Annotated in this window: 20 protein-coding genes and 1 pseudogene; 9 read left to right on the top strand and 12 right to left on the bottom strand. The window is 59.5% G+C overall.

Translation table 11 applies throughout. From position 1 onward, the window contains the following. Positions 1–9: 9 nt before the first annotated feature. The gene (locus AC1DIS_RS26585; protein WP_477781183.1) at positions 10–4,014 is read left to right on the top strand and encodes a hypothetical protein; all 4,005 of its coding nucleotides are present in this window, start codon (positions 10–12) and stop codon (positions 4,012–4,014) included. Between the two features lie 13 nt (positions 4,015–4,027). On the opposite strand, the gene AC1DIS_RS26580 is transcribed toward AC1DIS_RS26585, so the two are convergent. From AC1DIS_RS26580 to AC1DIS_RS26560, 5 genes are all read right to left on the bottom strand, one after another. Beyond that, positions 4,028–5,845, bottom strand: a complete 1,818-nt coding sequence (locus AC1DIS_RS26580; protein WP_477781182.1) for an ABC transporter ATP-binding protein — start codon at positions 5,843–5,845, stop codon at positions 4,028–4,030. Continuing rightward, the gene (locus tag AC1DIS_RS26575) at positions 5,838–6,440 is read right to left on the bottom strand and encodes a DsbA family protein (protein WP_172901241.1); all 603 of its coding nucleotides are present in this window, start codon (positions 6,438–6,440) and stop codon (positions 5,838–5,840) included. The genes AC1DIS_RS26580 and AC1DIS_RS26575 overlap by 8 nt, the downstream gene beginning before the upstream one ends. Before the next feature lie 36 nt (positions 6,441–6,476). Continuing rightward, the gene (trhO, locus tag AC1DIS_RS26570) at positions 6,477–7,418 is read right to left on the bottom strand and encodes an oxygen-dependent tRNA uridine(34) hydroxylase TrhO (RefSeq protein ID WP_018929865.1); all 942 of its coding nucleotides are present in this window, start codon (positions 7,416–7,418) and stop codon (positions 6,477–6,479) included. Between the two features lie 102 nt (positions 7,419–7,520). Next, a complete protein-coding gene (locus AC1DIS_RS26565) occupies positions 7,521–7,820 on the bottom strand; it encodes a BolA family protein (protein ID WP_007939900.1) in 300 nt (99 codons plus the stop codon). 12 nt (positions 7,821–7,832) lie between these two features. After that, on the bottom strand, positions 7,833–8,363 hold the full coding sequence (locus AC1DIS_RS26560) for a DUF2059 domain-containing protein (protein WP_018929867.1): 531 nt from the start codon (positions 8,361–8,363) through the stop codon (positions 7,833–7,835). A 192-nt stretch (positions 8,364–8,555) separates the two neighbouring features. On the opposite strand from AC1DIS_RS26560, the gene AC1DIS_RS26555 reads away from it, so the two are divergent. After that, positions 8,556–9,950, top strand: a complete 1,395-nt coding sequence (locus tag AC1DIS_RS26555) for a class II fumarate hydratase (RefSeq protein WP_086944621.1) — start codon at positions 8,556–8,558, stop codon at positions 9,948–9,950. A gap of 131 nt (positions 9,951–10,081) precedes the next feature. On the opposite strand, the gene AC1DIS_RS26550 is transcribed toward AC1DIS_RS26555, so the two are convergent. Then, positions 10,082–11,041, bottom strand: coding sequence for a DMT family transporter (locus AC1DIS_RS26550; RefSeq protein WP_064621206.1), 960 nt, complete (start codon positions 11,039–11,041; stop codon positions 10,082–10,084). 201 nt (positions 11,042–11,242) lie between these two features. Here AC1DIS_RS26550 and AC1DIS_RS26545 point away from each other — a divergent pair, with 201 nt between their 5' ends. After that, on the top strand, positions 11,243–11,446 hold the full coding sequence (locus AC1DIS_RS26545; protein ID WP_138867015.1) for a DUF6316 family protein: 204 nt from the start codon (positions 11,243–11,245) through the stop codon (positions 11,444–11,446). 86 nt (positions 11,447–11,532) lie between these two features. On the opposite strand, the gene AC1DIS_RS26540 is transcribed toward AC1DIS_RS26545, so the two are convergent. Beyond that, positions 11,533–12,717: a thiolase family protein gene (locus tag AC1DIS_RS26540; protein WP_111454903.1), complete on the bottom strand. Its 1,185-nt coding sequence runs from the start codon at positions 12,715–12,717 to the stop codon at positions 11,533–11,535. Positions 12,718–12,822: 105 nt separating this feature from the next. After that, complete coding sequence (gene pap / locus AC1DIS_RS26535; protein WP_305409819.1) at positions 12,823–14,346, bottom strand: polyphosphate:AMP phosphotransferase; 1,524 nt, start codon at positions 14,344–14,346, stop codon at positions 12,823–12,825. A 320-nt stretch (positions 14,347–14,666) separates the two neighbouring features. Between pap and mnmC the strand changes: the two genes are divergently transcribed. The 5 genes from mnmC to AC1DIS_RS26510 all read left to right on the top strand — a co-directional run bounded on the left by mnmC (position 14,667) and on the right by AC1DIS_RS26510 (position 21,817). Then, positions 14,667–16,649, top strand: a complete 1,983-nt coding sequence (gene mnmC / locus AC1DIS_RS26530; protein WP_477743469.1) for a bifunctional tRNA (5-methylaminomethyl-2-thiouridine)(34)-methyltransferase MnmC2/FAD-dependent 5-carboxymethylaminomethyl-2-thiouridine(34) oxidoreductase MnmC1 — start codon at positions 14,667–14,669, stop codon at positions 16,647–16,649. A 122-nt stretch (positions 16,650–16,771) separates the two neighbouring features. Further along, complete coding sequence (locus AC1DIS_RS26525) at positions 16,772–18,544, top strand: N-acetylglutaminylglutamine amidotransferase (RefSeq protein WP_477748769.1); 1,773 nt, start codon at positions 16,772–16,774, stop codon at positions 18,542–18,544. A 3-nt stretch (positions 18,545–18,547) separates the two neighbouring features. Next, positions 18,548–20,296, top strand: coding sequence for an N-acetylglutaminylglutamine synthetase (gene ngg, locus AC1DIS_RS26520; protein WP_018929875.1), 1,749 nt, complete (start codon positions 18,548–18,550; stop codon positions 20,294–20,296). Positions 20,297–20,333: 37 nt separating this feature from the next. Further along, positions 20,334–21,524 (top strand): osmoprotectant NAGGN system M42 family peptidase, encoded by a 1,191-nt coding sequence (locus AC1DIS_RS26515; protein ID WP_064616633.1) that lies wholly within the window; start codon positions 20,334–20,336, stop codon positions 21,522–21,524. Between the two features lie 65 nt (positions 21,525–21,589). Then, positions 21,590–21,817: a YheU family protein gene (locus tag AC1DIS_RS26510; RefSeq protein ID WP_003199186.1), complete on the top strand. Its 228-nt coding sequence runs from the start codon at positions 21,590–21,592 to the stop codon at positions 21,815–21,817. Positions 21,818–21,822: 5 nt separating this feature from the next. On the opposite strand, the gene csrA is transcribed toward AC1DIS_RS26510, so the two are convergent. From csrA to AC1DIS_RS26495, 3 genes are all read right to left on the bottom strand, one after another. Further along, a complete protein-coding gene (gene csrA / locus AC1DIS_RS26505) occupies positions 21,823–22,008 on the bottom strand; it encodes a carbon storage regulator CsrA (protein ID WP_064616631.1) in 186 nt (61 codons plus the stop codon). Positions 22,009–22,161: 153 nt separating this feature from the next. Beyond that, complete coding sequence (locus AC1DIS_RS26500; RefSeq protein ID WP_258613301.1) at positions 22,162–22,494, bottom strand: YnfA family protein; 333 nt, start codon at positions 22,492–22,494, stop codon at positions 22,162–22,164. 65 nt (positions 22,495–22,559) lie between these two features. Further along, entirely contained in the window at positions 22,560–23,375 is an 816-nt protein-coding gene (locus AC1DIS_RS26495) for an SDR family oxidoreductase (RefSeq protein WP_018929879.1), read from the bottom strand. Positions 23,376–23,663: 288 nt separating this feature from the next. Between AC1DIS_RS26495 and AC1DIS_RS26490 the strand changes: the two genes are divergently transcribed. Continuing rightward, the gene (locus tag AC1DIS_RS26490) at positions 23,664–23,822 is read left to right on the top strand and encodes a DUF3309 family protein (RefSeq protein WP_172901242.1); all 159 of its coding nucleotides are present in this window, start codon (positions 23,664–23,666) and stop codon (positions 23,820–23,822) included. 60 nt (positions 23,823–23,882) lie between these two features. Here AC1DIS_RS26490 and AC1DIS_RS26485 read toward each other — a convergent pair. Beyond that, positions 23,883–24,239, bottom strand: a pseudogene (locus tag AC1DIS_RS26485) (LTA synthase family protein); the annotation flags it as partial.

Genomic DNA, 24,239 nt, shown 5'->3' with positions numbered 1-24,239 from the left:
GCGCAACACATGACCATCGACACTTACAAGGCAAAACGCATCGATGTTCAAATCACCAACATCGTGAAGGCTTTCCTGAATGGCAAGCGTTCGTTAATCGGTCATCTTGGCGCCTCGGTACTGGCTTCCACCTCCATGGATCAACTGCGAGCAACGCCGTCTGTATTCCTCCAGCGAATACTGAACACAGTCGAAGCGAAAGAGCTGGGGGACAGGCTGCTCAAGATGCTCAGGTGGTATGGCGCAGGCCCTGGCGAACAAACTTCGGCGTCCGTGCGCCATCAGCTCGTATGCAAAGCCATATGCCTTTACTTGCAAGCCCCGTCAGCGGATGAGCCGCAGGAAGTCGCCGGATTCCGCTGGCAAGACACGGCTCACTGGGGCAAAAGCTACCAGGCCCTGCGCAGCGATTTTGAACAGCACTTGCTGCGCACCAACCGGGTGACCGATGCAAAAGAGGCGGCCTTTCTCGCGCGGGTGTTCGAGACCCGCCTCTCAAAGGACTTCGCTGTGCGCGATATCCCGTCCGACCTTCCTTACAAAAGTTCGGTGGTGTGGGTGAACTTCATGCACGGCGTGCTGCTGGCAGATGAACTCGGCCTTGATCGATTGCAAGCGCTGTCCTTTCAACAACTCGTCGACTTGCCCCTGAGCCGGAGCGCCGACGCCTCGCCCGAACAACTTGAGCAGATAACTCGACTGAGGATGGGGCCGGCACTGGAATGGGCGGTCTGCTGCGGCATCGTTCAATCGCGAACAAAATCCGATTACGACGAGGACGATATGAAGCGGGCGATGGCGGCGCTGGAAAGCCACAGCAAGAGCCTGAACAACGCCATTATGGCACTGGACTTGCCACCCCCTGAAAGATTGAAGATGGCCAAACGGGTAAAGGATGATCTGTTTGGCGAGGCCATGTTCGAATCGGACGGGCTCAAGTTGCTGCGCGATGATCCACCGAGCGGCGGCCCCAAAGACACGCCCTCATTGAAGCTGCCAGGCTATGCATTCCTGGATGTCTATGCCGACGGCCAATTCGATGACAAGAGAAAATGGTTTGTAACCCGGTCCGACGGAAAAACACGAACCCGTCACTGGATCAAGATCGACGACAAGCGAATCCTGCGTCATGAGGAACTCTTTCGCAAGGATCATGAGGGGATCGAAAGGCGTGTGATTACCAGATACGGAGGCAAGACGTTGCCCGATATCAACACGCAGTTTGAAACAAACTTCACAAACTACCTCTCGAAAATCAGGACGGCCTATCAGCCCCTGATCGCCAGTTTGCTGACCTCACTGCCACTGACCGACCGCCAGGCCCTTGAACGGGGTGACGTCCGCTTGCTGAGCCTGCACCTGGACGAAAAACTCATCAAGGCAAGGGGAGACATCCGGCCAAGAAAAGGTTTCGTTCTACAGGTGACCCACAATCATGAAATTACCTATTACGAACTGATCCCGAATGCTGGCGTCATTCGTCGTCGACCCCACCTGAGAGTTTCAACAGTCAACGGGGTTCGCACCACGTTTCCATTGCACGCCTCGATCCCCGGACAAACATATACTGCTGAAATCAGCACTACGCTGCTTCTCGATTGGGCCGCTCACTTAAATGGCACGCAGCCTGCTGAAAGAGCGTACTGCGTGGCGATCCTCGGCGTGGTAGGCGACGTGCCCACAGTTGTATCGCCAATCGCAGCCGTTAACGATAGCGAAGTAACAGCGCTGGCATCCTCCCGTTTGAATGCAGTGGCCCACTACATTGCAACGAACTTCCTGTTCGTCGACGAACAGCTGTTGCGTACCCAGTCTCGCGGCGTGACGGCATTCGACACCATCAGGACCAGAAGCGAACAAAGGATCAGTACGACCCTGGAAATAGCCAAAGGGCTTGTACCCTTCTGGGGCAGTATCGAGGACATTTTGTCGGGCAAAATTGAGCAGATACTCATAGGCGTAGCCGGAGTCGTGCTGGACCTGGCTTCATTCCTCACCCCAGTCGGGAAATTCATGTCAGGTTCGGTGCGGCTGATCAGGGCGGGCGCCAAAGCCTCGCAAATGACCGTCAAAGCAAGTCTGCCTTCCTTTTCAACATTGACCCGAAAACTCCTGACCGCTTCCCTGAGCAACCTCAATCCGCTGGATGGGGTCCCGACACTACTCAAGACACTGGGAAGCGGTGCGTGGAAAGGACTGCATACGGCGGGACGCATTGGTGTTAGCGGGTTCAAGAAACTGACAGGACACGCCGACAGCTACCGACTGGTGCACAACCTGCCCCAGACGACCGATCCGGGGCGCTGGAAGCCGCTGGCAAGCGGTGATCGACTGGCAACGGTCAACGGTGTCGATGATGTACTTGTGCGCAATACCAGCCCATCGGACCTGACCCGATTCCACCCCGTCGATCCAGTGACATCCTTGCCCTACGGCCCCCGCCTGCACAATCACAGCAAAAACCTCGTACAGGGCCGGTCAACCTTCAAAACGTTATCTCCTACCGAATCCCACGTCCTGGTAGAACTTCCGAAAGACGCCCATGTCCGTGAAGTACTTGAGATCGATGGTCGAACCACACTGTTCGTTGATGACATTCCCTATCGTCTGGACGGCAACCAACTGCGCCGTGCCGACTTGATTGATGATCAGGCAATGTTCAGATCCTTGCCTTGCCGGGTACGTCGCGCCCCTGGTCCCGAGCTGTGTCAAACAAGCTACGTCACTCGCGACCCGGCTCCTACCCCTGCTATCGCTACTTTCGATGAAACCAAAGGCTGGGCCCCCTGGTTCGGAGACGCCATTTACACCCCCGCAACAGGCAGGGCACCGATGCAAGTGTCCTCAATAGCTGCCAATTCATCCCTCAAGGCCGTACTGGAGTTTCAGAAAGGGATGTATGGGCGGGTCATGGTCAGCGTTCCCGTATCCGGGCAAAAACTCGTCGATAAATTTCGCGTGGGCGCAACTATCGTAGAGTCAATCGACGGTTCAAAACATTACGTGTTCACGCGGCTGAGCGCGGGAGACTTTTACGTTACCTCGCGCGCAAAGGGCCAAAGCGCTAAAGACCTCCTGACCTTCAGAAARGCCGACACCCTTCCTGACGAACTGAGGAAAGAGTTAATGGTGGTGTACACCGGCTCACTGAACTCCAATAACATGGTAAGAATCCATGGCCAGGAAGCGGTGGAGCGCGCATTGAGAGCCATGGATGAAATTGCCATTTCGATCGGTAGCCATGCCAATCCGCCCGATACGCTCAGATTGCTCAAGGTCGATACCAGCCCAGCAGAAGCGGCCCTGTTCGATCACTCCACAAGAATGATCATCAGGAACTCCACCGATGGCGCCGCGACCTGGTCCTTGTCCAAGGCTACGCCGGACAGCGTGCGGGATACGACTGCGGAGGTTTTCAACACACTGTTTCAGAAAACCGTCATAACCTTGGAGTCGTCGGTTCAGGGCGGACCCAAGGCATTAAAAATCGATGACACAATGCGGCAACTACAAGAACTTATCAGGCAAAAAACCGGTCGGCCTTTGCACAACCCCAGGAACATTGCGTTCGTCGAAATCAAGACCAAGGCAGGGGTGCGTGAAGTGTATGTCAGCGTATCCGGTAGCAAGCGTGACACCGGCTTTTTGCCGTTGTTTGCCAAAAACAGAAATATGGATGAAGTAAAAGTCGGCAGTACGAGTTACTTCAATATAGATAATGGAATGCGCTTCCCGGAGACGGCACTTAGCGTAACTCCCCAAGGCAAGCTACAGGCGATCCCCCACACCATCGACAATATTGAGACGTACACGCCTGCGCTCACATCTCGCCCCACTTCGCTGGACACCGAAAGCAAGCTCATCAGCGTCATACGAACCAAATACCCTGACCCTAAAGATCTTGATTCCATCACGATAGCCACCACTATGGCGCCTTGCGACTCATGCGCCGTCGTCATGAAGCAATTTGGTTATGACGGTAGCCCTGGTGCACTGCAAGTGACCTGGAAATGACTTCGCGACTTTATCAGTGCTGCTGCAAATGCCCATACAGCTTGGCGTACAAACCACCATCGGCAATCAACTGCTGATGGTCGCCATCCTCGGCAACCTGCCCGCCATCGAACACCAGCACCCGATCGGCCTGCTTCACGGCCGACAATCGATGCGCAATGATCAACGTGGTGCGGTGGCTCAAGAACCGCGCCAGCGCCTGGTGCAGGTTGTACTCAGTGGCCGCGTCCAGTGCGGACGTGGCTTCGTCGAGGATCACCACTTTGGGCTCGGCCAACACCATTCGGGCAATCGCCAGGCGTTGACGCTGCCCGCCGGATAAACGCACGCCGGATCGCCCGACGATACTGTCCAGGCCATTGGGCAGTTCACGCACCGTGTGTTGCAACTGAGCAATTTCCAGTGCCTGCCAGCAGGCCTCGTCACTGCGTTCGCGGCCCATGGTCAGGTTGGCGCGCACGGTGTCGTTGAACAGGGCGGGATGTTGCAGGACCACGGCGACATTTTCGCGTACGGTTTCCAGGCCGATTTCTTGCTGAGTCGAACCACCGAAACGGATAGTCCCGGCCAGCGGCGTGTACAAGCCCAGCAGCAACTGCACCAGAGTACTTTTGCCTCCACCGCTGGCGCCGACAATCGCGACTTTTTCACCGGGGGCAATCGACAGGTTCATTTGGTTCAGCACCAACTCGTCGCCGTAGCCGAAACTCAGTCCCTGAACTTCGATGCCCACCGTGTCGCGCCCCTGAAACGGGTCGACGCTGCCGGTGTATTGCGGCTCGTCGGCACGGGCCAGCAACTCGTTGATCCGCGACAGCGCACCACCAGCGGCATAAAAGGCGTACTGCAGATTGAGCAGCTGTTCCACCGGACCGATCATGAACCACAGGTAGCTGAACACCGCCAGCATCTGGCCGATGGRCAGGTCGGAAAACAGCACGGTGAGCATGGCCGCGGCGCGGAAAATATCGATGCCGAACTGGAACAGCAAACCGCTGGCCCGATTCGATGCATCGGTTTTCCACTGCGAGCTCACCGCGTAATCGCGCACTTCCCGCGCTCGTTGCCCCAACCGTCCGAGGAAAAAACCCTGACGATTACCGGCACGCACTTCCTGGATGGCGTCCAGGGTTTCGGTCAAGGCTTGGGTGAAGCGTGAGGTGCTGTCGTTCTCGAGCTTCTTCAGATGTTTGACCCGCTTGCCCAACTGCACCGTGGCGTAGATCACCAGCGGGTTGAACAGCAGGATCAGCAGCGCGAGTTTCCAGTGCATCCACATCAGGATCGATGCGGTGCCCACCAGTGTCAGCATCGCCACGAGGAAACGACTGAGGGTTTCGCCGACGAATTTGTCCAGCGTGTCCAGGTCGGTGACCAGATGCGTGGTCACCGTGCCACTACCCAGGCTTTCGTATTCGCCCAGCGAGATGCGCTTGAGCCGGTCGATCAACCGCACCCGAATCCGATACACAATGTCCTTGGCCAGCGCCGCAAACAATTTCGCCTGCACCACGTTGAACAACAACGCGGCGCAACGCAGCGCCAGGGTCACCAGCAGCATCAGGCCGATATAACCCGCGGCTTTCTGCCAGACGTCGGGCAGCGCGTGGTTCATGATTTTCAGCGCAACGTCACCATGCCCCAGCAGCACTTCATCCACCAGCAACGGCAACAGCAACGGGATCGGCACGCTGCACAGCGTTGCCAATACCGCAACGCCGTTGGCGATCCACAGGGATTTTTTATGGTGTAGGGCCAGGCGGCGGACTTCCGCCCAGCTCAGCCGATCGACACGTTTGGGAGCTGCTGCATCATCGGGCAGATCATGCACAGGCAGCGCGCTCCAGCCAGCGGCCGAGCAACGGTGACAACTCGCTCAAGGGCTGATAGCCATTGGTCAGCAGCGCCAATTGACCATTGCGCTCTGCCAGCAAGGTCGGAAAACCGGCAATACCCAGGTCCTGGACCCAAGTGAAATCGGCGGCGGTCGCAGCGTGCTGATCGGCACGATCGAACGCTGCGGCAAATTCGATGCGTGGCAAACCGGCCTGCTCCGCCAGTTCCACCAACACGCTGGCACGGGTAACGTCGCGACCTTCAGCATAGAACGCATGCTGGATCAGCCCGAGCAGTGTCCAGGCGCAATCCGGCGCCAGGCTGCGCGCAGTCACCAGCGCCCGACAGGCAGGCTCGGTGTCGTAGACAAACCCGTCGGGCAACGCGCCTTCAAACTTGAACGGCTGGCCGGTGGCCTCGTGAACCGCCTGCCAGTGCTCAAGAATATAGCGCCGGGTGGTCGGCTCCAGCGCCGCGCCACTGCCGGTGCGCAAACCACCCACCACCAGATGCAACTCCACACCCGCCGCCTGCGCCTGCTCAACCAGCGCTTTGGCCACCGGAGCGAAGCCCCAGCACCAGGAACACATCGGATCCATCACATAGAGCAGGCGTGCAGACATGGTTCAAGCCTCGGAAGCGGATTGCTTGTAGTTGTAACCGATCGGGTGCGGCATGTTGCGCGCCTTGGCCAGTTCGATCTGCTTCTGCCGGTCGATGGCACTGCGACGGGTTTTCTCGCTCAGCTTATCCCAGCAATGCGGGCAACTGATGCCGGCCACATAGTGCTCGGATGCGCGGTCTTCAACGCTGACGGGCGTACGACAGGCATGACATTGATCGTAGTCGCCTTCGCTGAGATCGTGACGAACGGTCACACGGTTATCGAACACGAAGCAGTCGCCCTGCCATTTGGTTTCTTCCTGCGGCACCTCTTCGAGGTACTTCAGGATGCCGCCCTTGAGGTGATAGACCTCGTCGAAACCCTGGCTGAGCATGTAGCTCGACGCCTTCTCGCAGCGAATGCCACCGGTGCAGAACATCGCGACTTTCTTGTGCACGGCCGGGTCGAAGTTGGCTTTGATGTAGTCGGGGAATTCGCGAAAACTGGTGGTCTTCGGATCGATGGCGCCTTCGAAGGTGCCGATCGAGACTTCGTAGTCATTACGGGTGTCGATCAACAGCACTTCCGGATCGCTGATGAGCGCGTTCCAGTTCTGCGGATCCACATAGGTGCCGACCTTTTTGTTCGGGTCCACGCCCTCAACGCCCAGGGTGACGATTTCTTTCTTGAGTTTGACTTTGGTGCGGTAGAACGGCTGTTCGTCGCAGTACGACTCTTTGTGGTCGATGTCGTCCATGCGCGGGTCGTTCTTGAGCCAGGCCATCAGCCCGTCGATGCCTTCGCGGCTGCCGGACACGGTGCCGTTGATGCCTTCTTCGGCGATCAGCAGCGTGCCTTTGATGCCGTTGTCGATCATCGCTTGCAGCAGTGGCTCACGCAGATCAACGTAATTTTCCAGGGTGACGAACTTATACAGTGCCGCCACGACAATCTGTTGTGTCATGGGTAATTCTCCAGGTGGCTACCCTCGTAAGGGGTGAACCGGATGCGAAAAAAAACGCGCCGGGTAAGCGGCGCGTTGCGGATTCTAGCAAAAAACCAAGGGTTAATGCTTGCTGCCGCCAGCACAGGTCGGCGAGGCCGGAGCCGCATCGATCTGCGCCCATTCCTCCGGCGTGTAGGTATGCAGCGCCAACGCATGGAACTCGCCCATCAGTTCGCCCAAAGTGCCGTACACCTTCTGGTGACGCTTGACGCGATTGAGCCCTTCGAACTGCCGGCTGACCACCACCGCCTTGAAGTGGGTCTGCAACCCACGGCTGTGCATATGGCTTTCATCCAGCACTTGCAGGTGCTCGGGCTGTAGCAGCCCCAGCGTCGATTCGATGCGTTGTTGCATGGTCATACCCGGCTCCGCTTAAGGCTTTTTCTTGGCTGCAGGAGCAGCGGCGCCGGCTTTAGGATCCAGCTCGTTAGTCATGTCAGCCAGCAGTTTGTTGACCACAGGCACCGCGCTTTCCAGCTTGGCTTGAGTCATCTGGGCCGATTGCTGAGTCAGCTGCGGCATTTTTTCCAGGACTTTCTTGCCCAGTGGCGACTGGTAGAACGCCACCAGATCCTTGAGCTCGGATTCGCTGAAGTTGGTGGTGTAGAGCTTGACCATGTCCGGCTTCAGCTTGTTCCAGCCAATGGCTGCGTCCAGCGCTGCGTTGGCCTTGGCCTGATAAGTTTCCAGAACGGCTTTCTTCGACTCAGGGGCTTTGGTCTGTTCAAAGCGCTGAGCGAACATTTGCTGCACTTGCATGTACACCGGAGTGCCCAGTTTGTCAGCGTGCGCCAGGGTCAGGAAAGCTTCGGCACTGGCGTTGTGGCTGGCGGTATCGGCAAAAACCTGGCCGCTGGCGCAAACCAGTGCAACCGCGGTACAGATGGCACGAAGACGAGTCATCGAGTTTCCTTTTCTAGCAGGCGAGGTATAACCCCAAGGGCGCCCATTCTGCGCCTAAAAAAGTGTGTCGCTCAACCCCAAGCCTTGTCGCGACTGATTTAGAGGGGTCGAACGGTCAAATTCCAGACTGATGGAACCACAACCGGCGATCACAGCCTAAACTGCGCTATCAGACCTACAGGAGTGTGCATGATGAGCCGTATCGAAACCGACAGCCTGGGCCAGGTGGAAGTCCCGGATGACGCTTACTGGGGCGCTCAGACGCAACGCTCGCTGATTAATTTCGCCATTGGCAACGAACGCATGCCGCTGGCTGTGTTGCATGCCCTGGCCCTGATCAAGAAAGCCGCGGCACGCGTCAACGATCGTAATGGCGACCTGCCCGCCGACATCGCCCGCCTGATCGAACAAGCGGCCGACGAAGTGCTCGACGGCCAACATGACGACCAGTTCCCGCTGGTGGTCTGGCAGACCGGCAGCGGCACCCAGAGCAACATGAACGTCAACGAAGTGATCGCCGGTCGCGCCAACGAACTGGCCGGCAACCCGCGCGGTGGCAAGAGCCCGGTGCACCCCAACGATCACGTCAACCGCTCCCAGAGTTCCAACGATTGCTTTCCCACGGCCATGCACATCGCGACGGTTCAGGCGGTGCAACAGCATTTGCTGCCGGCGATCGCTGAGTTGTCCGGCGGCTTGGCGGAGCTGTCCGCGCGGCACATGAAACTGGTCAAGACCGGTCGTACCCACATGATGGACGCCACGCCGATTACCTTCGGTCAGGAACTCTCGGCGTTCATCGCACAACTGGATTACGCCGAGCGGGCGATCCGCAACGCGTTGCCGGCGGTTTGTGAACTGGCCCAGGGCGGCACCGCGGTCGGCACCGGGTTGAACTCACCCCACGGTTTTGGCGAAGCGATCGCCGCCGAACTGGCCGCCCTCTCCGGCCTGCCGTTCGTCACCGCGCCGAACAAATTCGCCGCACTGGCCGGTCATGAGCCACTGACCACGCTGTCCGGCGCCCTGAAAACCCTCGCCGTGACCCTGATGAAAATCGCCAACGACCTGCGCCTGCTGGGCTCCGGGCCACGTGGCGGACTTGCCGAAGTGAAACTGCCGGCCAACGAGCCGGGCAGCTCGATCATGCCCGGCAAGGTCAACCCGACCCAGTGCGAAGCGTTGTCGATGCTGGCCTGTCAGGTGTTGGGCAACGACGTCGCCATCGGTTTTGCCGCCAGTCAGGGGCATCTGCAATTGAACGTGTTCAAACCGGTGATCATCCACAACCTGCTGCAATCGATCCGCTTGCTGGGCGACGGCTGCAGCAACTTCCAGCAGCATTGCATCGCCGGCCTGGAACCGGATGCCGAGAAAATGGCCGAGCATCTGGAACGAGGCTTGATGCTGGTGACGGCGCTGAACCCGCACATCGGCTACGACAAATCAGCCGAGATTGCCAAGAAGGCCTACAGCGAGGGGCTGACACTGCGTGAGGCGGCGTTGAAGTTGGGGTATCTGACCAATGAAGAGTTCGATGCGTGGGTGAGGCCGGAGAATATGCTGGAGGCAGGGGCCAAGGGCTGAGTTCTCTAGCGCCCGACAGTCAGTCATCGCGGGCAAGCCACGCTCCCACAGGATTTGTGTCAATCACAACACCCGTGAGCGACCCAGAACCTGTGGGAGCGTGGCTTGCCCGCGATGAACGATAACGCGGTCTAACTGGCTGCCATCCGCACCCGCCGTGCCCTGAGCCCGGCGATCAACGATGGCCCCAACGCCACCAGCGCCGACCCGAGCACCACCAGCACAGCCCCGCCATAACCCAGACCGTTGATCGTTTCGGCATGCACAAAATCAGGCCATAACCAGGCCGCCACGGCCACCGCGGCAAAGGTCACCAGCGGCGTGATCGCCAGCGTCGCGCTGACCCGCGACGCTTCCCAATGGGCCAGGGCTTCGGCGAAGGCGCCATACGCGATCAGGGTGTTCAAGCAGCACGCCAGCAGCAGCCAGCCTTGCAGCGGGCTCAGTTGCAGTGCTTCCAGCGGATGCACCCACGGCGTCAGCAACAGCGCGCAGAACAGGTAAATCACCATCATCACCTGCAACGAATTCCACACCGTGAGCAACTGCTTCTGGCCCAAGGCATAGAAGGTCCAGACCGTCGACGCCAACAGCACCATCAGCACACCCGCGGTGTAATCGGTCAGGGAGGTGAGCAACTCGCCCAGGCGCTGATTGAAGAACAGTGCAAAGCCGATCAGCAGCACCAGCAGGCCAATCCCCTGCCCCACGCTGAAACGCTCCTTGAACACGAACAGACTGGCGATCAGCAACATGATCGGGCCCATCTGCACCACCAGTTGTGCGGTGCCGGCGCTGAGCAGGTTCAGGCCCATCAGGTACAGCACGTAGTTGCCGACCAGTCCGAGTACCGCCATCAACACCAACCAGCCACCGCGCGGGCCGAGGACTTTGCGACTCGGCAAGCGTCTGGTCGCCGCCAGATATATGAACAGGCACCCGCCGGACACCATCAGGCGAAACCAGGTCACTGTCACTGGGTCCATCACCAGCAGCACTTGCTTGAGTTTGATCGGCAGAATTCCCCACAACAACGCGGTCAGCAAGGCCAGGAATAAACCGTACACCCAGCGACCCGATGAAATATGCATGCTGCCCCCGAAGCCCATTGGCAAGAATGCTCATTCTAGGCTCAGACCGAAGCGCGACACAGGGACAGTTGCCCTCGGGCCGCGAATGAAACTGTGCGGGTCGCACCATGACATTGACGGGATGCCGTCGATCAGCTCGCCAGGCGTTGCAAAGGGTTCATGCATAAGCTCATTGAAACCGCCCTCTGCAGGAGATCGCCCATGTACGGCATGCGCGCCCAGGACACCACCCCCGCCACGCACTTTCGCTGTGACCGGTTGTGTCGTGTCAATGGGGAGTTGTATTTCACCACCCGGGAACAGACCCTGGAGGGGCCGTTCGATAATCCGGCGACGGCCGAGAAGGAGATCCAGGCTTATATCGAGCGGATGCAGGCTTTGAGCATGAACATGTCATCGAGATGACAACACCCGCGAGCATAACTGCTCTCGCGGGGTGTAAGCGCAACATACAAGGAGCGAGGCTTGCCCGCGAAGGCGACCTCACGGAATTACCGCACCGCCTCAAACAACCCCGTAGCCCCCATCCCGCCCCCCACGCACATGGTAACGATGCCGTAACGCAGGTTACGCCGCTGCAACTCGCGCACGATGTGCCCGACCTGACGCGAACCGGTCATGCCGAACGGGTGGCCGATGGAAATCGAGCCGCCATTGACGTTGTATTTGTCGTTGTCGATTTCCAGCCGATCGCGGCTGTACAGGCATTGCGAGGCGAACGCTTCATTGAGCTCCCACAAATCAATGTCGGCAATCTGCAACCCCTTGGCCTTGAGCAACTTCGGCACCGAGAACACCGGGCCGATGCCCATCTCGTCCGGCTGGCACCCGGCCACGGTGAAACCGCGAAAGAAGGCTTTGGGCTTGAGCCCCAGCGCCAGGGCTTTTTCCAGGCTCATCACCAGGGTCATCGAAGCACCGTCGGACAGCTGCGAAGAGTTGCCGGCCGTTACCGAGCCGTCTTCGGCAAACACCGGTTTCAATCCCGCCAGGCTTTGCAGGGTGGTGTCGGGGCGGTTGCAGTCGTCGTGATCGACAATGCCGTCGAGGATCTGCACCTGGCCGGTGGCCTTGTCTTCAACGCGATACTTCACCGCCATCGGCACGATTTCATCGTTGAACAACCCGGCGGCCTGCGCCAGAGCGGTACGTTGCTGGCTTTGCAGGGCGTACAGATCCTGCTCTTCACGACTGACGCTGTAACGACGCGCGACGATCTCGGCCGTCTGGCCCATGGGGAAATAGATACCTGGCACCTGCTCTTTCAGCAGCGGGTTGATCAGGTGGTCGGTATTGACGCTTTTCATGGTCAGGCTGATCGACTCGACACCGCCGGCGACGATGATGTCGCTGCAACCGGAAGCGATCTGATTGGCGGCAATCGCGATGGCCTGCAAGCCCGACGAACAGAAGCGGTTAAGGGTCATGCCACCCGTGCCGATGCCCAGGTGCGACAGCACCGCGACGTTGCGACCGATGTTGTAACCCTGGGCACCTTCGTTGGAACCGGCGCCGACGATGCAATCCTCGACGCTGGACGGGTCGACGTCATTGCGCGTGAGCAGCGCGTTGACACAGTGGGCCGCCATGTCATCGGGACGGGTCATGTTGAACTTGCCGCGAAAGGATTTGGCCAGGCCGGTCCGCACGCTGTCGACGATCACCACTTCACGCATGGCATACACCTCATTGTTGTTGTCAGTCGGGAGTTGGATCGAGCATAAGTCCCACTCATGACTGACCGCGACAATCATTCACCCCGCGTATGCGTAACCATCGGCTCAGCGCTTGCGCTTTTGCAGTTTCTTCTCCCGTTTGTCGGACTTTTCGAATGCTGTTTCCAGCGCCTCATTGAGGGTGCGCAATACCTTGACCCGCGCCCAGCGCTTGTCGTTGGCTTCCACCAGGGTCCAGGGCGATACCTCGGTGCTGGTGCGGTCGACCATATCGCCGACCGCGGCGCGGTAATCGTCCCACTTGTCGCGGTTACGCCAGTCGTCTTCAGTGATCTTGAAACGCTTGAAGGGGATCTCTTCGCGCTCCTGGAAGCGCTCCATCTGAGTCTGTTTGTCGATGGTCAGCCAGAACTTGACCACGATCACCCCGGCATCGTCGAGCTGCTCTTCGAAGTCGTTGATCTCGCTGTAGGCACGCAACCAGTCCGCCTCGCTGCAAAAACCCTCGATGCGCTCCACCAGCACCCGGCCATACCAGGAACGATCGAACACAGTGAATTTTCCCCGCGCCGGAATATGCCGCCAGAACCGCCAGAGATACGGCTGCGCCCGCTCTTCTTCGGTAGGCGCGGCGATCGGCACGATGTTGTACTGACGTGGGTCGAGTGCCGCGGCCACCCGACGGATCGCCCCGCCCTTGCCTGCCGCGTCGTTGCCCTCGAACACCGCGATCAACGCGTGACGACGCATGCGTTTGTCGCGCATCAGCCCGGAAAACCGTGCCTGCTCGGTAATCAGTTGCTCTTCGTAATCGTCCTTGTCCAGGTTCAGGGTCAGGTCCAGGCTGTCGAGCAGATTCACGTGATCGACGCTGGGAGACAAGGGCGCGGCACTGACTTTGTGCGGGTGAATCCTGGGTCTCTTGAGTGCGCTCTGCAGGCCCTCGAGCAGAATCTTGCCGACCGCCAGGCTGCGATAACGCGCATCCAGGCCGGCAATCACATGCCACGGCGCATAGTCGCGGCTGGTACGGCGCAGCACCCGTTCGCCGTACTTCACGAACTTGTCGTAGGTCGCGGATTGTTGCCAGTCCAGCGGGCTGATGCGCCAGCTGTGCAGCGGATCGTCGTTCAGCGCCTTGAGCCGCGCTTTCATTTGTTTCTTGGAGAGGTGAAACCAGAACTTGAAGATCAGCGCGCCTTCGTCGCACAACATCTTCTCCAGCCGTTCGGCGCCGTTGATGGCTTGATCGAGTCGCGGATCCTTGAACAAACCATGAACCCGCCCTTGCAGCATCTGGCTGTACCAGTTACCGAAGAAAATCCCCATGCGCCCCTTGGCCGGGAGCATCCGCCAATAGCGCCAGGCGGGTGGTCGAGCCAGCTCTTCGTCGGTTTGCTGGTCGAAGGTGCGGACCTCGATCAGGCGCGGGTCCATCCATTCGTTGAGCAACTTGACCGTCTCGCCCTTGCCGGCCCCTTCGATGCCGTTGATCAAAATGATCACTGGAAAACGGTGTTGCTGCCGAAGTTCGAACTGCGCTTCGAGCAAGGCTTCACGCAGGGCCGGCACTTCGGCTTCATAGGTTTCTTTGTCAATGGCATGACCGATTTCGGCGGATTCGAACATGGAGACGCTCCTTCCAGGATTGAGCAAGACTAGCGGATTGACGTCTCATGCGCAGGACAAATCCATCTTTGAGACTGATACGAACCCTGTGGCGAGGGAGCTTGCTCCCGCTGGACGGCGAAGCCGTCCCGATACCAAAAAACTTGTACTCCGGGGGTACATAGACAACCAACTTGCGGCTGCTTCGCACCCGAGCGGGAGCAAGCTCCCTCGCCACAAAACGACGATTCTCCCTGCCCCCCGAATGTGGCACTTGCCACGGATCAAGCACCACCGTGGCGATCGGCTAGAATGGCGGTCTTGCCGTTGCCGAGCCTGCCATGAAACCTGTATTGCCCCACGCCCAGCTCGACTGGGACGACCAAGGTCGCCCGCGTTCGCGGGTGTTCGATGATGTGTACTTTTCCGACCAGTCGGGCCTTGAAGAAACCCGTTACGTGTTTCTGGAGCAAAACGATTTGCGCGACCGCTTCGCAGCATTGCCGGCGGGCGGGCGTCTGGTGATTGGCGAAACAGGTTTCGGCACCGGACTGAATTTTCTCTGTGCCTGGCAGTTGTTCGAACAGCACGCAGTGGCCGGTGCGCGGCTGCATTTTGTCAGTGTCGAAAAGTACCCGCTGAGCACCGCCGATCTGCAACGGGCCCTGGCGTTATGGCCGGATCTCAAGCCGTTCGCCGATCAATTGCTGGCGCAATACGTGGCGATTCATCAAGGTTTCCAGCGCCTGGTGCTGGGCAATGGCCGCGTCACCCTGACCCTGCTGATTGGCGATGCACTGGAGCAGTTGCCACAACTGGACGCGCAGATCGACGCCTGGTTCCTCGACGGTTTCGCCCCGGCGAAAAACCCCGACATGTGGACTGCCGAGCTGTTTGCCGAACTGGCCCGTCTGGCGGCACCCGGCTCGACCATCAGCACCTTCACCAGCACCGGTTGGGTGCGCCGACTGCTGAATGCGGCGGGCTTCAAGATGAAACGCACGCCAGGCATCGGTCACAAGTGGGAGATCCTGCGGGGCACCTTTCTTGGCTGGCCTGAAGAGACCGCACCACCTGCCGCGACTAAACCCTGGTTCGCTCGCCCAACCCCGCCGACCGGCGAGCGCCACGCCCTGGTGATCGGTGCCGGGCTGGCCGGTTGCGCCAGCGCCGCCAGTCTTGCCGCAAGGGGTTGGCAAGTGAGCCTGTTGGAGCGCCACGAAGCACTGGCGCAGGAAGCCTCGGGCAACCCTCAGGGCGTGCTGTACCTCAAGCTTTCGGCCCACGGCACCGCGCTGTCGCAATTGATCGTCAGCGGTTTTGGTTACACCCGGCGCCTGCTGGAACAGTTGCAGCGCGGCGTCGACTGGGACGATTGCGGGGTCTTGCAACTGGCCTTCAATGCCAAGGAAGCCGAACGTCAGGCGCAATTGGCCACGGCCTTTCCGCCAGGCCTGGTACACCTGCTCGATCAACCGCAAGCACAGGCCCGGGCCGGTATCGAACTGGAGCACGGCGGCCTGTTCTTCCCCGAAGGCGGCTGGGTTCATCCTCCTGCGTTGTGCCAGTGGCAGGCGTCTTCAACGAACATTCAGTGGCTGCCCCATCGCGAGGTGCTGGAACTGCGCAAGGTGGAGGATCAATGGCAGGCCTGGGACGGCGAGACACTGCTGGCCAGCGCGCCCGTGGTGATTCTCGCCGGTGCCGCCGAGATCAAACGCTTCCCCCAGAGCGCCGAGCTGCCCCTCAAACGCATTCGCGGCCAGATCACCCGACTGGCGCAAACCCCTGAAAGCCAGAGCCTGGCGACCGTCGTCTGCGCCGAAGGCTATGTGGCACCGGCACGTCTGGGCGAACACACGCTTGGCGCCAGCTTCGATTTCAAGAGTGACGATCTGACCCCGACTGTCGCCGAGCACCTCGGCAACCTGGCGTTGCTCGAAGAAATCTCCACCGACCTGGTCACCCGCCTGCATGTTCAAGACCTGGACCCGCAGCAGCTTGAAGGGCGCGCGGCGTTCCGCTGCACCAGTCCCGATTACCTGCCGATCGTCGGACCGTTGGCCGATCAGACCAGCTTCGCCAATGCCTATGCCGCGCTGAGCAAAGATGCCCGGCAAGTGCCCGATGTGCCCTGCCCGTGGCTTGATGGGTTTTACGTCAACAGCGGTCATGGTTCTCGCGGTTTGATCACCGCGCCATTGTCCGGCGAACTGTTGGCGGCATGGCTTGAGAACGAGCCTTTGCCCTTGCCCAAAGCCGTGGCCGAGGCCTGCCATCCCAACCGTTTTGCCTTGCGCCAGTTGATCCGCGGAAAAGTCTGATACACCGACTTATAACTTATCGGTCTAAAACTCCAGGGATTCAGCCGGGTCAGTTTCCGGGTACCCGCCGTTTTTGGCGGGTATCGATTGACCCTCCCCAACGGAAAAACCGGTAAGGACTTATGTGCGGATTAGCTGGAGAATTACGTTTCGACCATCAACCTGCGGACCTCGCAGCCATTGAACGAATCACCCATCACCTGGCCCCTCGCGGCCCTGATGCGTGGGGTTTCCACAGCCAAGGCCCGATTGCCCTGGGCCATCGGCGCCTGAAAATCATGGACCTGTCGGACGGCTCGGCGCAGCCGATGATCGATAACCAACTGGGCCTGTCCCTGGCCTTCAACGGCGCTATCTACAACTTCCCGGAACTGCGCACCGAGCTGGAAAGCCTCGGTTATGCCTTCTACTCCGGTGGCGACACCGAAGTGCTGCTCAAGGGCTATCACGCCTGGGGTGAAGCGCTGTTGCCCAAGCTCAACGGCATGTTCGCCTTCGCCATTTGGGAACGTGACGCCCAGCGTCTGTTCATCGCCCGCGACCGTCTCGGTGTGAAGCCGCTGTATCTGTCGCGTACTGGTCAGCGCCTGCGCTTTGCCTCGGCATTGCCGGCATTGCTCAAGGGCGGCGACATCAACCCGATCCTCGATCCGGTGGCGCTCAATCATTACCTGAACTTCCACGCGGTGGTCCCGGCCCCTCGCACCTTGCTGGCGGGCATCGAAAAACTGCCCCCGGCCAGCTGGATGCGTATCGAAGCCGACGGCACCACCGAGCAGAAAACCTGGTGGACCCTGCCCTACGGCCAACATGCCGACGAACTGAATCTGACCCTCGAAGACTGGCGCGATCGCGTGCTCGACAGCACCCGTGAAGCGGTGGCGATCCGTCAACGGGCGGCGGTGGATGTCGGTGTACTGCTGTCCGGTGGCGTCGATTCGAGTCTGTTGGTCGGGCTGTTGCGCGAAGTCGGGGTAGAAGACTTGTCGACCTTTTCCATCGGTTTCCAGGATGCCGGTGGCGAGCGCGGTGATGAATTTCAGTATTCGGACTTGATCGCCAAACACTACGGCACCCGGCACCATCAACTGCGTATCGACGAACAAGAGATCATCGAGCAACTGCCGGCAGCGTTCCGCGCCATGAGCGAGCCGATGGTCAGCCATGACTGCATTGCCTTCTACCTGCTGTCCCGGGAAGTGGCCAAGCATTGCAAAGTGGTGCAGAGCGGCCAGGGCGCGGACGAGTTGTTCGCCGGGTATCACTGGTATCCGCAGGTGGACGGCGCGAGCGATCCGTATGCGGCATATCGCGATGCGTTTTTCGACCGCAGCTATGCCGACTATGCCGCCACAGTGCAACCGAAATGGCTGACAGCCAACGATGCCGCCGGCGACTTCGTGAAGGAACATTTCGCACAACCCGGTGCCGACGCGGCGGTGGACAAAGCCCTGCGCCTGGACAGCACCGTGATGCTGGTGGACGACCCCGTCAAACGGGTCGACAACATGACCATGGCCTGGGGCCTGGAAGCGCGCACGCCGTTTCTCGACTATCGCCTGGTGGAATTGTCGGCGCGGGTGCCGGGCAAATTCAAACTGCCGGATGGCGGCAAGCAAGTGTTGAAAGAAGCAGCGCGGCTGGTCATTCCCAGTGAAGTGATCGACCGTAAAAAGGGTTACTTCCCGGTGCCTGGCCTCAAGCATTTGCAGGGCGATACGCTGAATTGGGTGCGTGAACTGCTGCTCGATCCGAGTCAGGATCGCGGCTTGTTCAACCCCGCCATGCTCGACCGCCTGCTGACCGATCCGCAAGGCCAGTTGACCCCGTTGCGCGGCTCCAAGCTGTGGCAATTGGCGGCCCTGAACCTGTGGCTCAGTGAACAAGGAATCTGATCGATGAAACCCCACGCCACGGCTTACAGCCAACGCCTGTTGCGCGGTCAGGCGCCCTCCTACGAACGCTTGCAGGCACGCCTGGCCGAAGACGGCAGCGCATTGAGCGCCGTGCCCATCGCCGTGCATTGCGGTTGGGGCCGGTTGTTAATCGGCCATACCTTTCCCGATGCGGCGAGCCTCGCCCAAGAGTTGCTCAATGAGCAGCCCGGTGAGCGGGACATCGCCTTGTACGTCGCCGCCCCCCAGCAAGTGCTGGGGCTGGAACCGGCGCAACTGTTTCTCGACCCGTCCGATACTTTGCGCCTGTGGTTCAGCGATTACCGTCAGGCCACCCGGGTGTTTCGCGGTTTTCGCATTCGTCGGGCGCAAAGCGAGGCGGACTGGCAGGCGATCAATCAGCTGTATCAGGCCCGCGGCATGCTGCCGATCGATGCAGGTTTGCTGACGCCCCATCATCAGGGCGGCCCGGTGTACTGGCTGGCCGAAGACGAGGACAGCGGCGCGATTATCGGCAGCGTCATGGGCCTCAATCACCACAAGGCATTCAACGATCCGGAAAACGGCAGCAGCCTGTGGTGCCTGGCGGTGGATCCGCAATGTTCCCGCCCAGGCGTCGGTGAAGTGCTGGTGCGGCACTTGATCGAACACTTCATGAGCCGTGGGCTGAGTTACCTGGACCTGTCGGTGCTGCACAACAACCGTCAGGCGAAAAATCTTTACGCCAAGCTCGGTTTTCGCAACTTGTCGACCTTTGCGATCAAGCGCAAGAACGGTATCAACCAGCCGTTGTTTCTCGGCCCCGGCCCCGAAGCCGAGTTCAATCCGTATGCGCGGATCATCGTCGAAGAGGCTCATCGGCGCGGTATTGAGGTGCAGGTGGATGACGCGCAAGCCGGTCTGTTTACCTTGATCCATGGCAGTCGTCGGGTGCGTTGCCGCGAATCCCTGAGCGATCTGACCAGCGCCATCAGCATGACCTTGTGCCAGGACAAAAGCCTGACTCACAAGGTGCTGAAAAACGCCGGCCTCAAACTGCCCGCACAACAACTGGCGGGAAGCGCGGACGACAATCTGGCGTTTCTCGACGAGCACGAACGGGTGGTGGTCAAACCGCTGGACGGTGAACAGGGTCAAGGGGTGGCGGTGGATTTGCGCAGCATTGAGGAGGTCCAGCAAGCCATCGAAAACGCCCGTGCATTCGACAGTCGAGTGCTGCTGGAAAGTTTTCACGAAGGCCTCGATTTGCGGATTCTGGTGATCGGCTTCGAGGTGGTCGCGGCTGCCATTCGCCGGCCGGCGGAAGTGGTGGGCGATGGTCAGCATTCGATCGGTGCGCTGATCGAAGCCCAGAGTCGTCGCCGTCAGGCGGCAACCAGCGGCGAAAGCAAAATCCCGCTGGATCAGGAGACCCAACGCACCTTGCAGGCGGCGGGTTATGACTACGCCAGCATTCTGCCGGCCGGCGAGCACTTGTTCGTACGGCGCACGGCGAATCTTCATACCGGCGGCATCCTTGAAGACGTCACGGCGATTCTGCATCCAGCCTTGGTGGACGCGGCGGTGCGCGCGGCGCGAGCGCTGGATATTCCGATGGTCGGGCTCGACCTGATGGTACCGGCCGCCGACCAGCCGCAGTACGTGTTTATCGAAGCCAATGAACGCGCCGGCCTGGCCAACCATGAACCGCAGCCGACGGCCGAGCGGTTTGTAGATTTGTTGTTTGCACATAGTCAGCCGGCAGTCCCTTAGTGATGTGTTGTCTGTACCAACACCATCAGGAGTTTCCATGACCAGCAAAATTCCCGAACCGGATCTCGATTACCTGCAAAAAGTCCTGCTGGAAATGCTCGCCATTCCCAGCCCCACCGGGTTCACCGACACCATCGTGCGGTACGTCGCCGAGCGCCTTGAAGAACTGGGCATTCCCTTTGAAATGACCCGTCGCGGCACTATCCGCGCGACTCTCAAGGGCAAGAGGAACAGTCCGGACCGAGCAGTCTCCGCTCACCTGGATACCATTGGCGCGGCGGTTCGCGCGATCAAGGACAACGGACGCCTGACCCTGGCGCCCGTCGGCTGCTGGTCCAGCCGTTTTGCCGAGGGCAGCCGCGTCAGCCTGTTCACCGACAACGGCGTGATCCGCGGCAGCGTGTTGCCGCTGATGGCTTCCGGGCACGCGTTCAACACCGCCGTGGATGAAATGCCGATCAGCTGGGATCACATCGAATTGCGCCTGGACGCCTATTGCGCCACCCGCGCCGATTGCGATTCGCTGGGGATCAGCGTCGGCGATTTCGTCGCCTTCGACCCGTTGCCGGAGTTCACCGAAAGCGGCCACATCAGCGCCCGTCACCTCGACGACAAGGCTGGCGTTGCCGCACTGCTGGCGGCACTGAAAGCGATTGTCGACAGCGGCGAAGAGTTGATGATCGACTGCCATCCGCTGTTCACCATCACCGAGGAAACCGGCAGCGGCGCAGCGGCGGCCCTGCCCTGGGATGTCAGCGAATTCGTCGGCATCGACATCGCGCCGGTCGCGCCCGGCCAGCACTCCAGCGAACACGCGGTGAGCGTGGCGATGCAGGATTCCGGCGGGCCTTATGACTATCATCTGTCGCGGCATCTGCTACGCCTGGCCGCTGACAACGAACTGCCGGCACGTCGGGACCTGTTCCGCTATTACTTCAGCGATGCTCACTCGGCCGTCACCGCCGGCCATGACATTCGCACCGCCCTGCTGGCCTTCGGTTGCGACGCCACTCACGGCTACGAACGTACCCACATCGACAGCCTTGCCGCTCTCAGCCGTTTGCTCGGCGCCTACATTCTCAGCCCGCCGGTATTCGCCAGCGATGCACAACCAGCCACGGGATCGCTGGAGCGGTTCAGTCACCAGATCGAGCACGAGACGCAGATGGAAAGCGATACCCGGGTACCGTCGGTGGATAGCCTGCTGGGACAGCGCACAGAAAGCTGAGGCGAACACTGGTGATGTGTTCATATCCGCCGTAGCATCGCGCCAATGTTTAACCGAGGTGCCTTATGCTGATCCCCCACGACCAACTTGAAGTCGACACCCTGACCCGCCTGATCGAGGATTTCGTGACCCGTGACGGCACGGACAACGGCGATGACACGCCGCTGGAAACCCGTGTGTTGCGTGTGCGTCAGGCATTGACCAAGGGCCAGGCGCTGATCGTCTTCGATCCGGAAAGCGAGCAATGCCAGTTGATGCTCAAGCACGACGTGCCCAAGCACCTGTTCGACTGAAGCCCTTAACGAGCCTTGGCTTTTGCCTGTTTGATCTGGATGCGCTCGTAGACTTCGGCGCGGTGTACGTTGACCTGCTGTGGCGCTTCAACACCGAAGCGCACACTGCTTCCGTTGACGGCGAGCACCCGCACGGAAATGTTGTCACCAATGGATATCAATTCGCCCACAACGCGACTGAGTACAAGCATGGCATTCATCCTTCAGGGTTACCGGCCCCTGAAGATGCCCTGCGCAGAGCGGGTCTTCAATGCAACGACCGCAAAACAGTCCCGCCCTACAATGCAGGCTGCATCACCCTGACGGACGTGTCTGACAAACCGCTTGAATGAAGGACCGATCCGTCAGGAAGCGGTAAGGCGCGGACCAAACAAAATGACAGTCGCCCCGAGTACACACAGCGCCACGCCGATCCAGTCCGAGCCCAATGGTCGAATCCGCTCGACCACCGCCAGCCAACCAACCGACGCGATGATGTAGATGCCACCGTAGGCGGCATAGGCGCGACCGGCGTAGTTCGCTTCGACCCGGGTCAGCAGTAGCGCGAACAACGTCAGGCTGAACAAGGCCGGGATGACCCACCACACGCTTTTACCCTGGCGCAGCCACATCCAGAAAGCGAAGCAGCCGGCGATTTCGAACAGCGCGGCGAGGAAAAACCACAGGTAATTGAGCATGCAGACGTCTCGTTGGGATGGCCGGTTGGCGGCCACCCTAACGACGGTGTTGCGCACAGGCAAGTTCAGCCTGCGTTTTGTTTGGCCTTGGCGCGCATTTTGTCGGCCATCACAGTCATTTCGTTGTAGAGCAATTGCGGGTCTTTCTGTTTGATYGCCCAGGCCATACGGCCCTGCTCGTGAGGCAGGATCAAGAATTCGCCAGCGGCGACCTGCTGATAGATGTAGTCGGCAATGTCAGCAGCGGTGATCGGTGAGCTTTCCAGCAATTTGCCGACCTGGGCTTTCATGGCCGGGGTCGGGCCACGGAAGGAGTCCAGTAGATTGGTCTGGAAGAACGACGGGCAAACTACATGCACGCTGACTTCCTCATGGGCCAGTTCAATCAGCAAACTTTCGGACAACGCCACCACACCCGCCTTGGCCACGTTGTAGTTGCTCATGGCCGGGCCTTGCATCAGCGCCGCCATCGAGGCGATGTTGATGATTTTGCCTTTGCTTTTCTCCAGCAGCGGCAGGAAGGCCTTGCAGCCCTTGACCACGCCCATCAGGTTGATCGCGATTTGCCAATCCCAGTCCTCCAGCGACAGTTCACTGAAGAACCCGCCCGAGGCCACGCCGGCATTGTTGACGATGACATCGATACCGCCGAGTTTCTCTTCGCAGGCTTGGGCGAAGGCGGTCAACTGACTGTAGTCGCGCACATCGCAGCGCTGAATGAAGCCGTCACCGCCGGCTTCGCGCACCAACTTGAGGGTTTCCTGCAGACCGGGCTCACTGACATCCGACAAGGCCAGCTGCCAGCCTTCACGCGCCCAGCGCAGCGCGATTTCGCGACCCAGGCCTGAGCCCGCGCCAGTGATCATCATGCGATTTTGCATAGCAAACAGCCTTGTTGTTCCGGGGAAGATGCACCGAGTGTAGCGAAGGATAATGCGCGACCCACGCTCCATCAGAGTGCTGAATGGCCAGCGATGAACCACGGCGCGGTGCGGTTGTTTCAACTTCGAAACAGAGCAAAAGAAATAAACATACTTTCCAAAAACATTAAAAAAACTTGGAATTTTTCTTCATAGCCATGAGTCGGATTTTTTAAGCAGCTAGGATTAATACAAGTCCAGCTGATGGCTAAAACGCCAGGTCAAACCCACAACGCTTCCAACAAGGAAATAGACATGGGCACAATTCTTATCGTTATTCTTATCCTGTTGCTGATAGGCGGCCTGCCGGTCTTCCCGCACTCCAGAAGTTGGGGTTATGGCCCGTCCGGTATCATCGGCGTGGTGTTGGTGGTGCTGTTAATCCTATTGCTGCTTGGCAAGATATAGAGATTCTACCGGCAAAAAAAAGAGGCCCTGCGAAGGGCCTCTTTTGTATTCCGGAAAAACTTAGTCCGGTTTGCCGTCAACCACACCGGCGGTGTTGTCCAACAGGCTCTTGGTAGCCGTCTGGATGAACGACTCGAGCTTCTGCTTGAGCGCCGCTTCGTCAGCCGATGCCGGGATCACTTCACCTTTCGGGTTAGCGCCCAGTTCGTATTGATACAACCTTGGCGGCATCTCTTTAGGCAGTACCAGCACGCGGTCCGCGGTGAGCAAGGCGACCGTCTGATCGCTGCCCGACGGCTTGATCATGCCGAAACCCTTGTCACCTTCCGGCAGGTTCAGCAAGTCACGCCCCCAGCATTGATGGACCACATCGCCACCCACGCGGCCCATGATGGTCGGCACGATGTCGATCTGGGT

This window comes from Pseudomonas sp. 05N433 (assembly GCF_056396925.1).
This window is presented reverse-complemented; position numbering and strand designations above follow the sequence as displayed.

Excerpts from the sequence above, each read along its gene's own strand:
- AC1DIS_RS26575 (WP_172901241.1), bottom strand. The coding sequence starts at position 6,440 with ATGTGTTCCTGGTGCTGGGGCTTCGCTCCGGTGGCCAAAGCGCTGGTT.
- trhO (WP_018929865.1), bottom strand. The coding sequence starts at position 7,418 with ATGACACAACAGATTGTCGTGGCGGCACTGTATAAGTTCGTCACCCTG.
- AC1DIS_RS26565 (WP_007939900.1), bottom strand. The coding sequence starts at position 7,820 with ATGACCATGCAACAACGCATCGAATCGACGCTGGGGCTGCTACAGCCC.
- AC1DIS_RS26560 (WP_018929867.1), bottom strand. The coding sequence starts at position 8,363 with ATGACTCGTCTTCGTGCCATCTGTACCGCGGTTGCACTGGTTTGCGCC.
- AC1DIS_RS26555 (WP_086944621.1), top strand. The coding sequence starts at position 8,556 with ATGAGCCGTATCGAAACCGACAGCCTGGGCCAGGTGGAAGTCCCGGAT.
- AC1DIS_RS26550 (WP_064621206.1), bottom strand. The coding sequence starts at position 11,041 with ATGCATATTTCATCGGGTCGCTGGGTGTACGGTTTATTCCTGGCCTTG.
- AC1DIS_RS26545 (WP_138867015.1), top strand. The coding sequence starts at position 11,243 with ATGTACGGCATGCGCGCCCAGGACACCACCCCCGCCACGCACTTTCGC.
- AC1DIS_RS26540 (WP_111454903.1), bottom strand. The coding sequence starts at position 12,717 with ATGCGTGAAGTGGTGATCGTCGACAGCGTGCGGACCGGCCTGGCCAAA.
- pap (WP_305409819.1), bottom strand. The coding sequence starts at position 14,346 with ATGTTCGAATCCGCCGAAATCGGTCATGCCATTGACAAAGAAACCTAT.
- mnmC (WP_477743469.1), top strand. The coding sequence starts at position 14,667 with ATGAAACCTGTATTGCCCCACGCCCAGCTCGACTGGGACGACCAAGGT.
- AC1DIS_RS26525 (WP_477748769.1), top strand. The coding sequence starts at position 16,772 with ATGTGCGGATTAGCTGGAGAATTACGTTTCGACCATCAACCTGCGGAC.
- ngg (WP_018929875.1), top strand. The coding sequence starts at position 18,548 with ATGAAACCCCACGCCACGGCTTACAGCCAACGCCTGTTGCGCGGTCAG.
- AC1DIS_RS26515 (WP_064616633.1), top strand. The coding sequence starts at position 20,334 with ATGACCAGCAAAATTCCCGAACCGGATCTCGATTACCTGCAAAAAGTC.
- AC1DIS_RS26510 (WP_003199186.1), top strand. The coding sequence starts at position 21,590 with ATGCTGATCCCCCACGACCAACTTGAAGTCGACACCCTGACCCGCCTG.
- csrA (WP_064616631.1), bottom strand. The coding sequence starts at position 22,008 with ATGCTTGTACTCAGTCGCGTTGTGGGCGAATTGATATCCATTGGTGAC.
- AC1DIS_RS26500 (WP_258613301.1), bottom strand. The coding sequence starts at position 22,494 with ATGCTCAATTACCTGTGGTTTTTCCTCGCCGCGCTGTTCGAAATCGCC.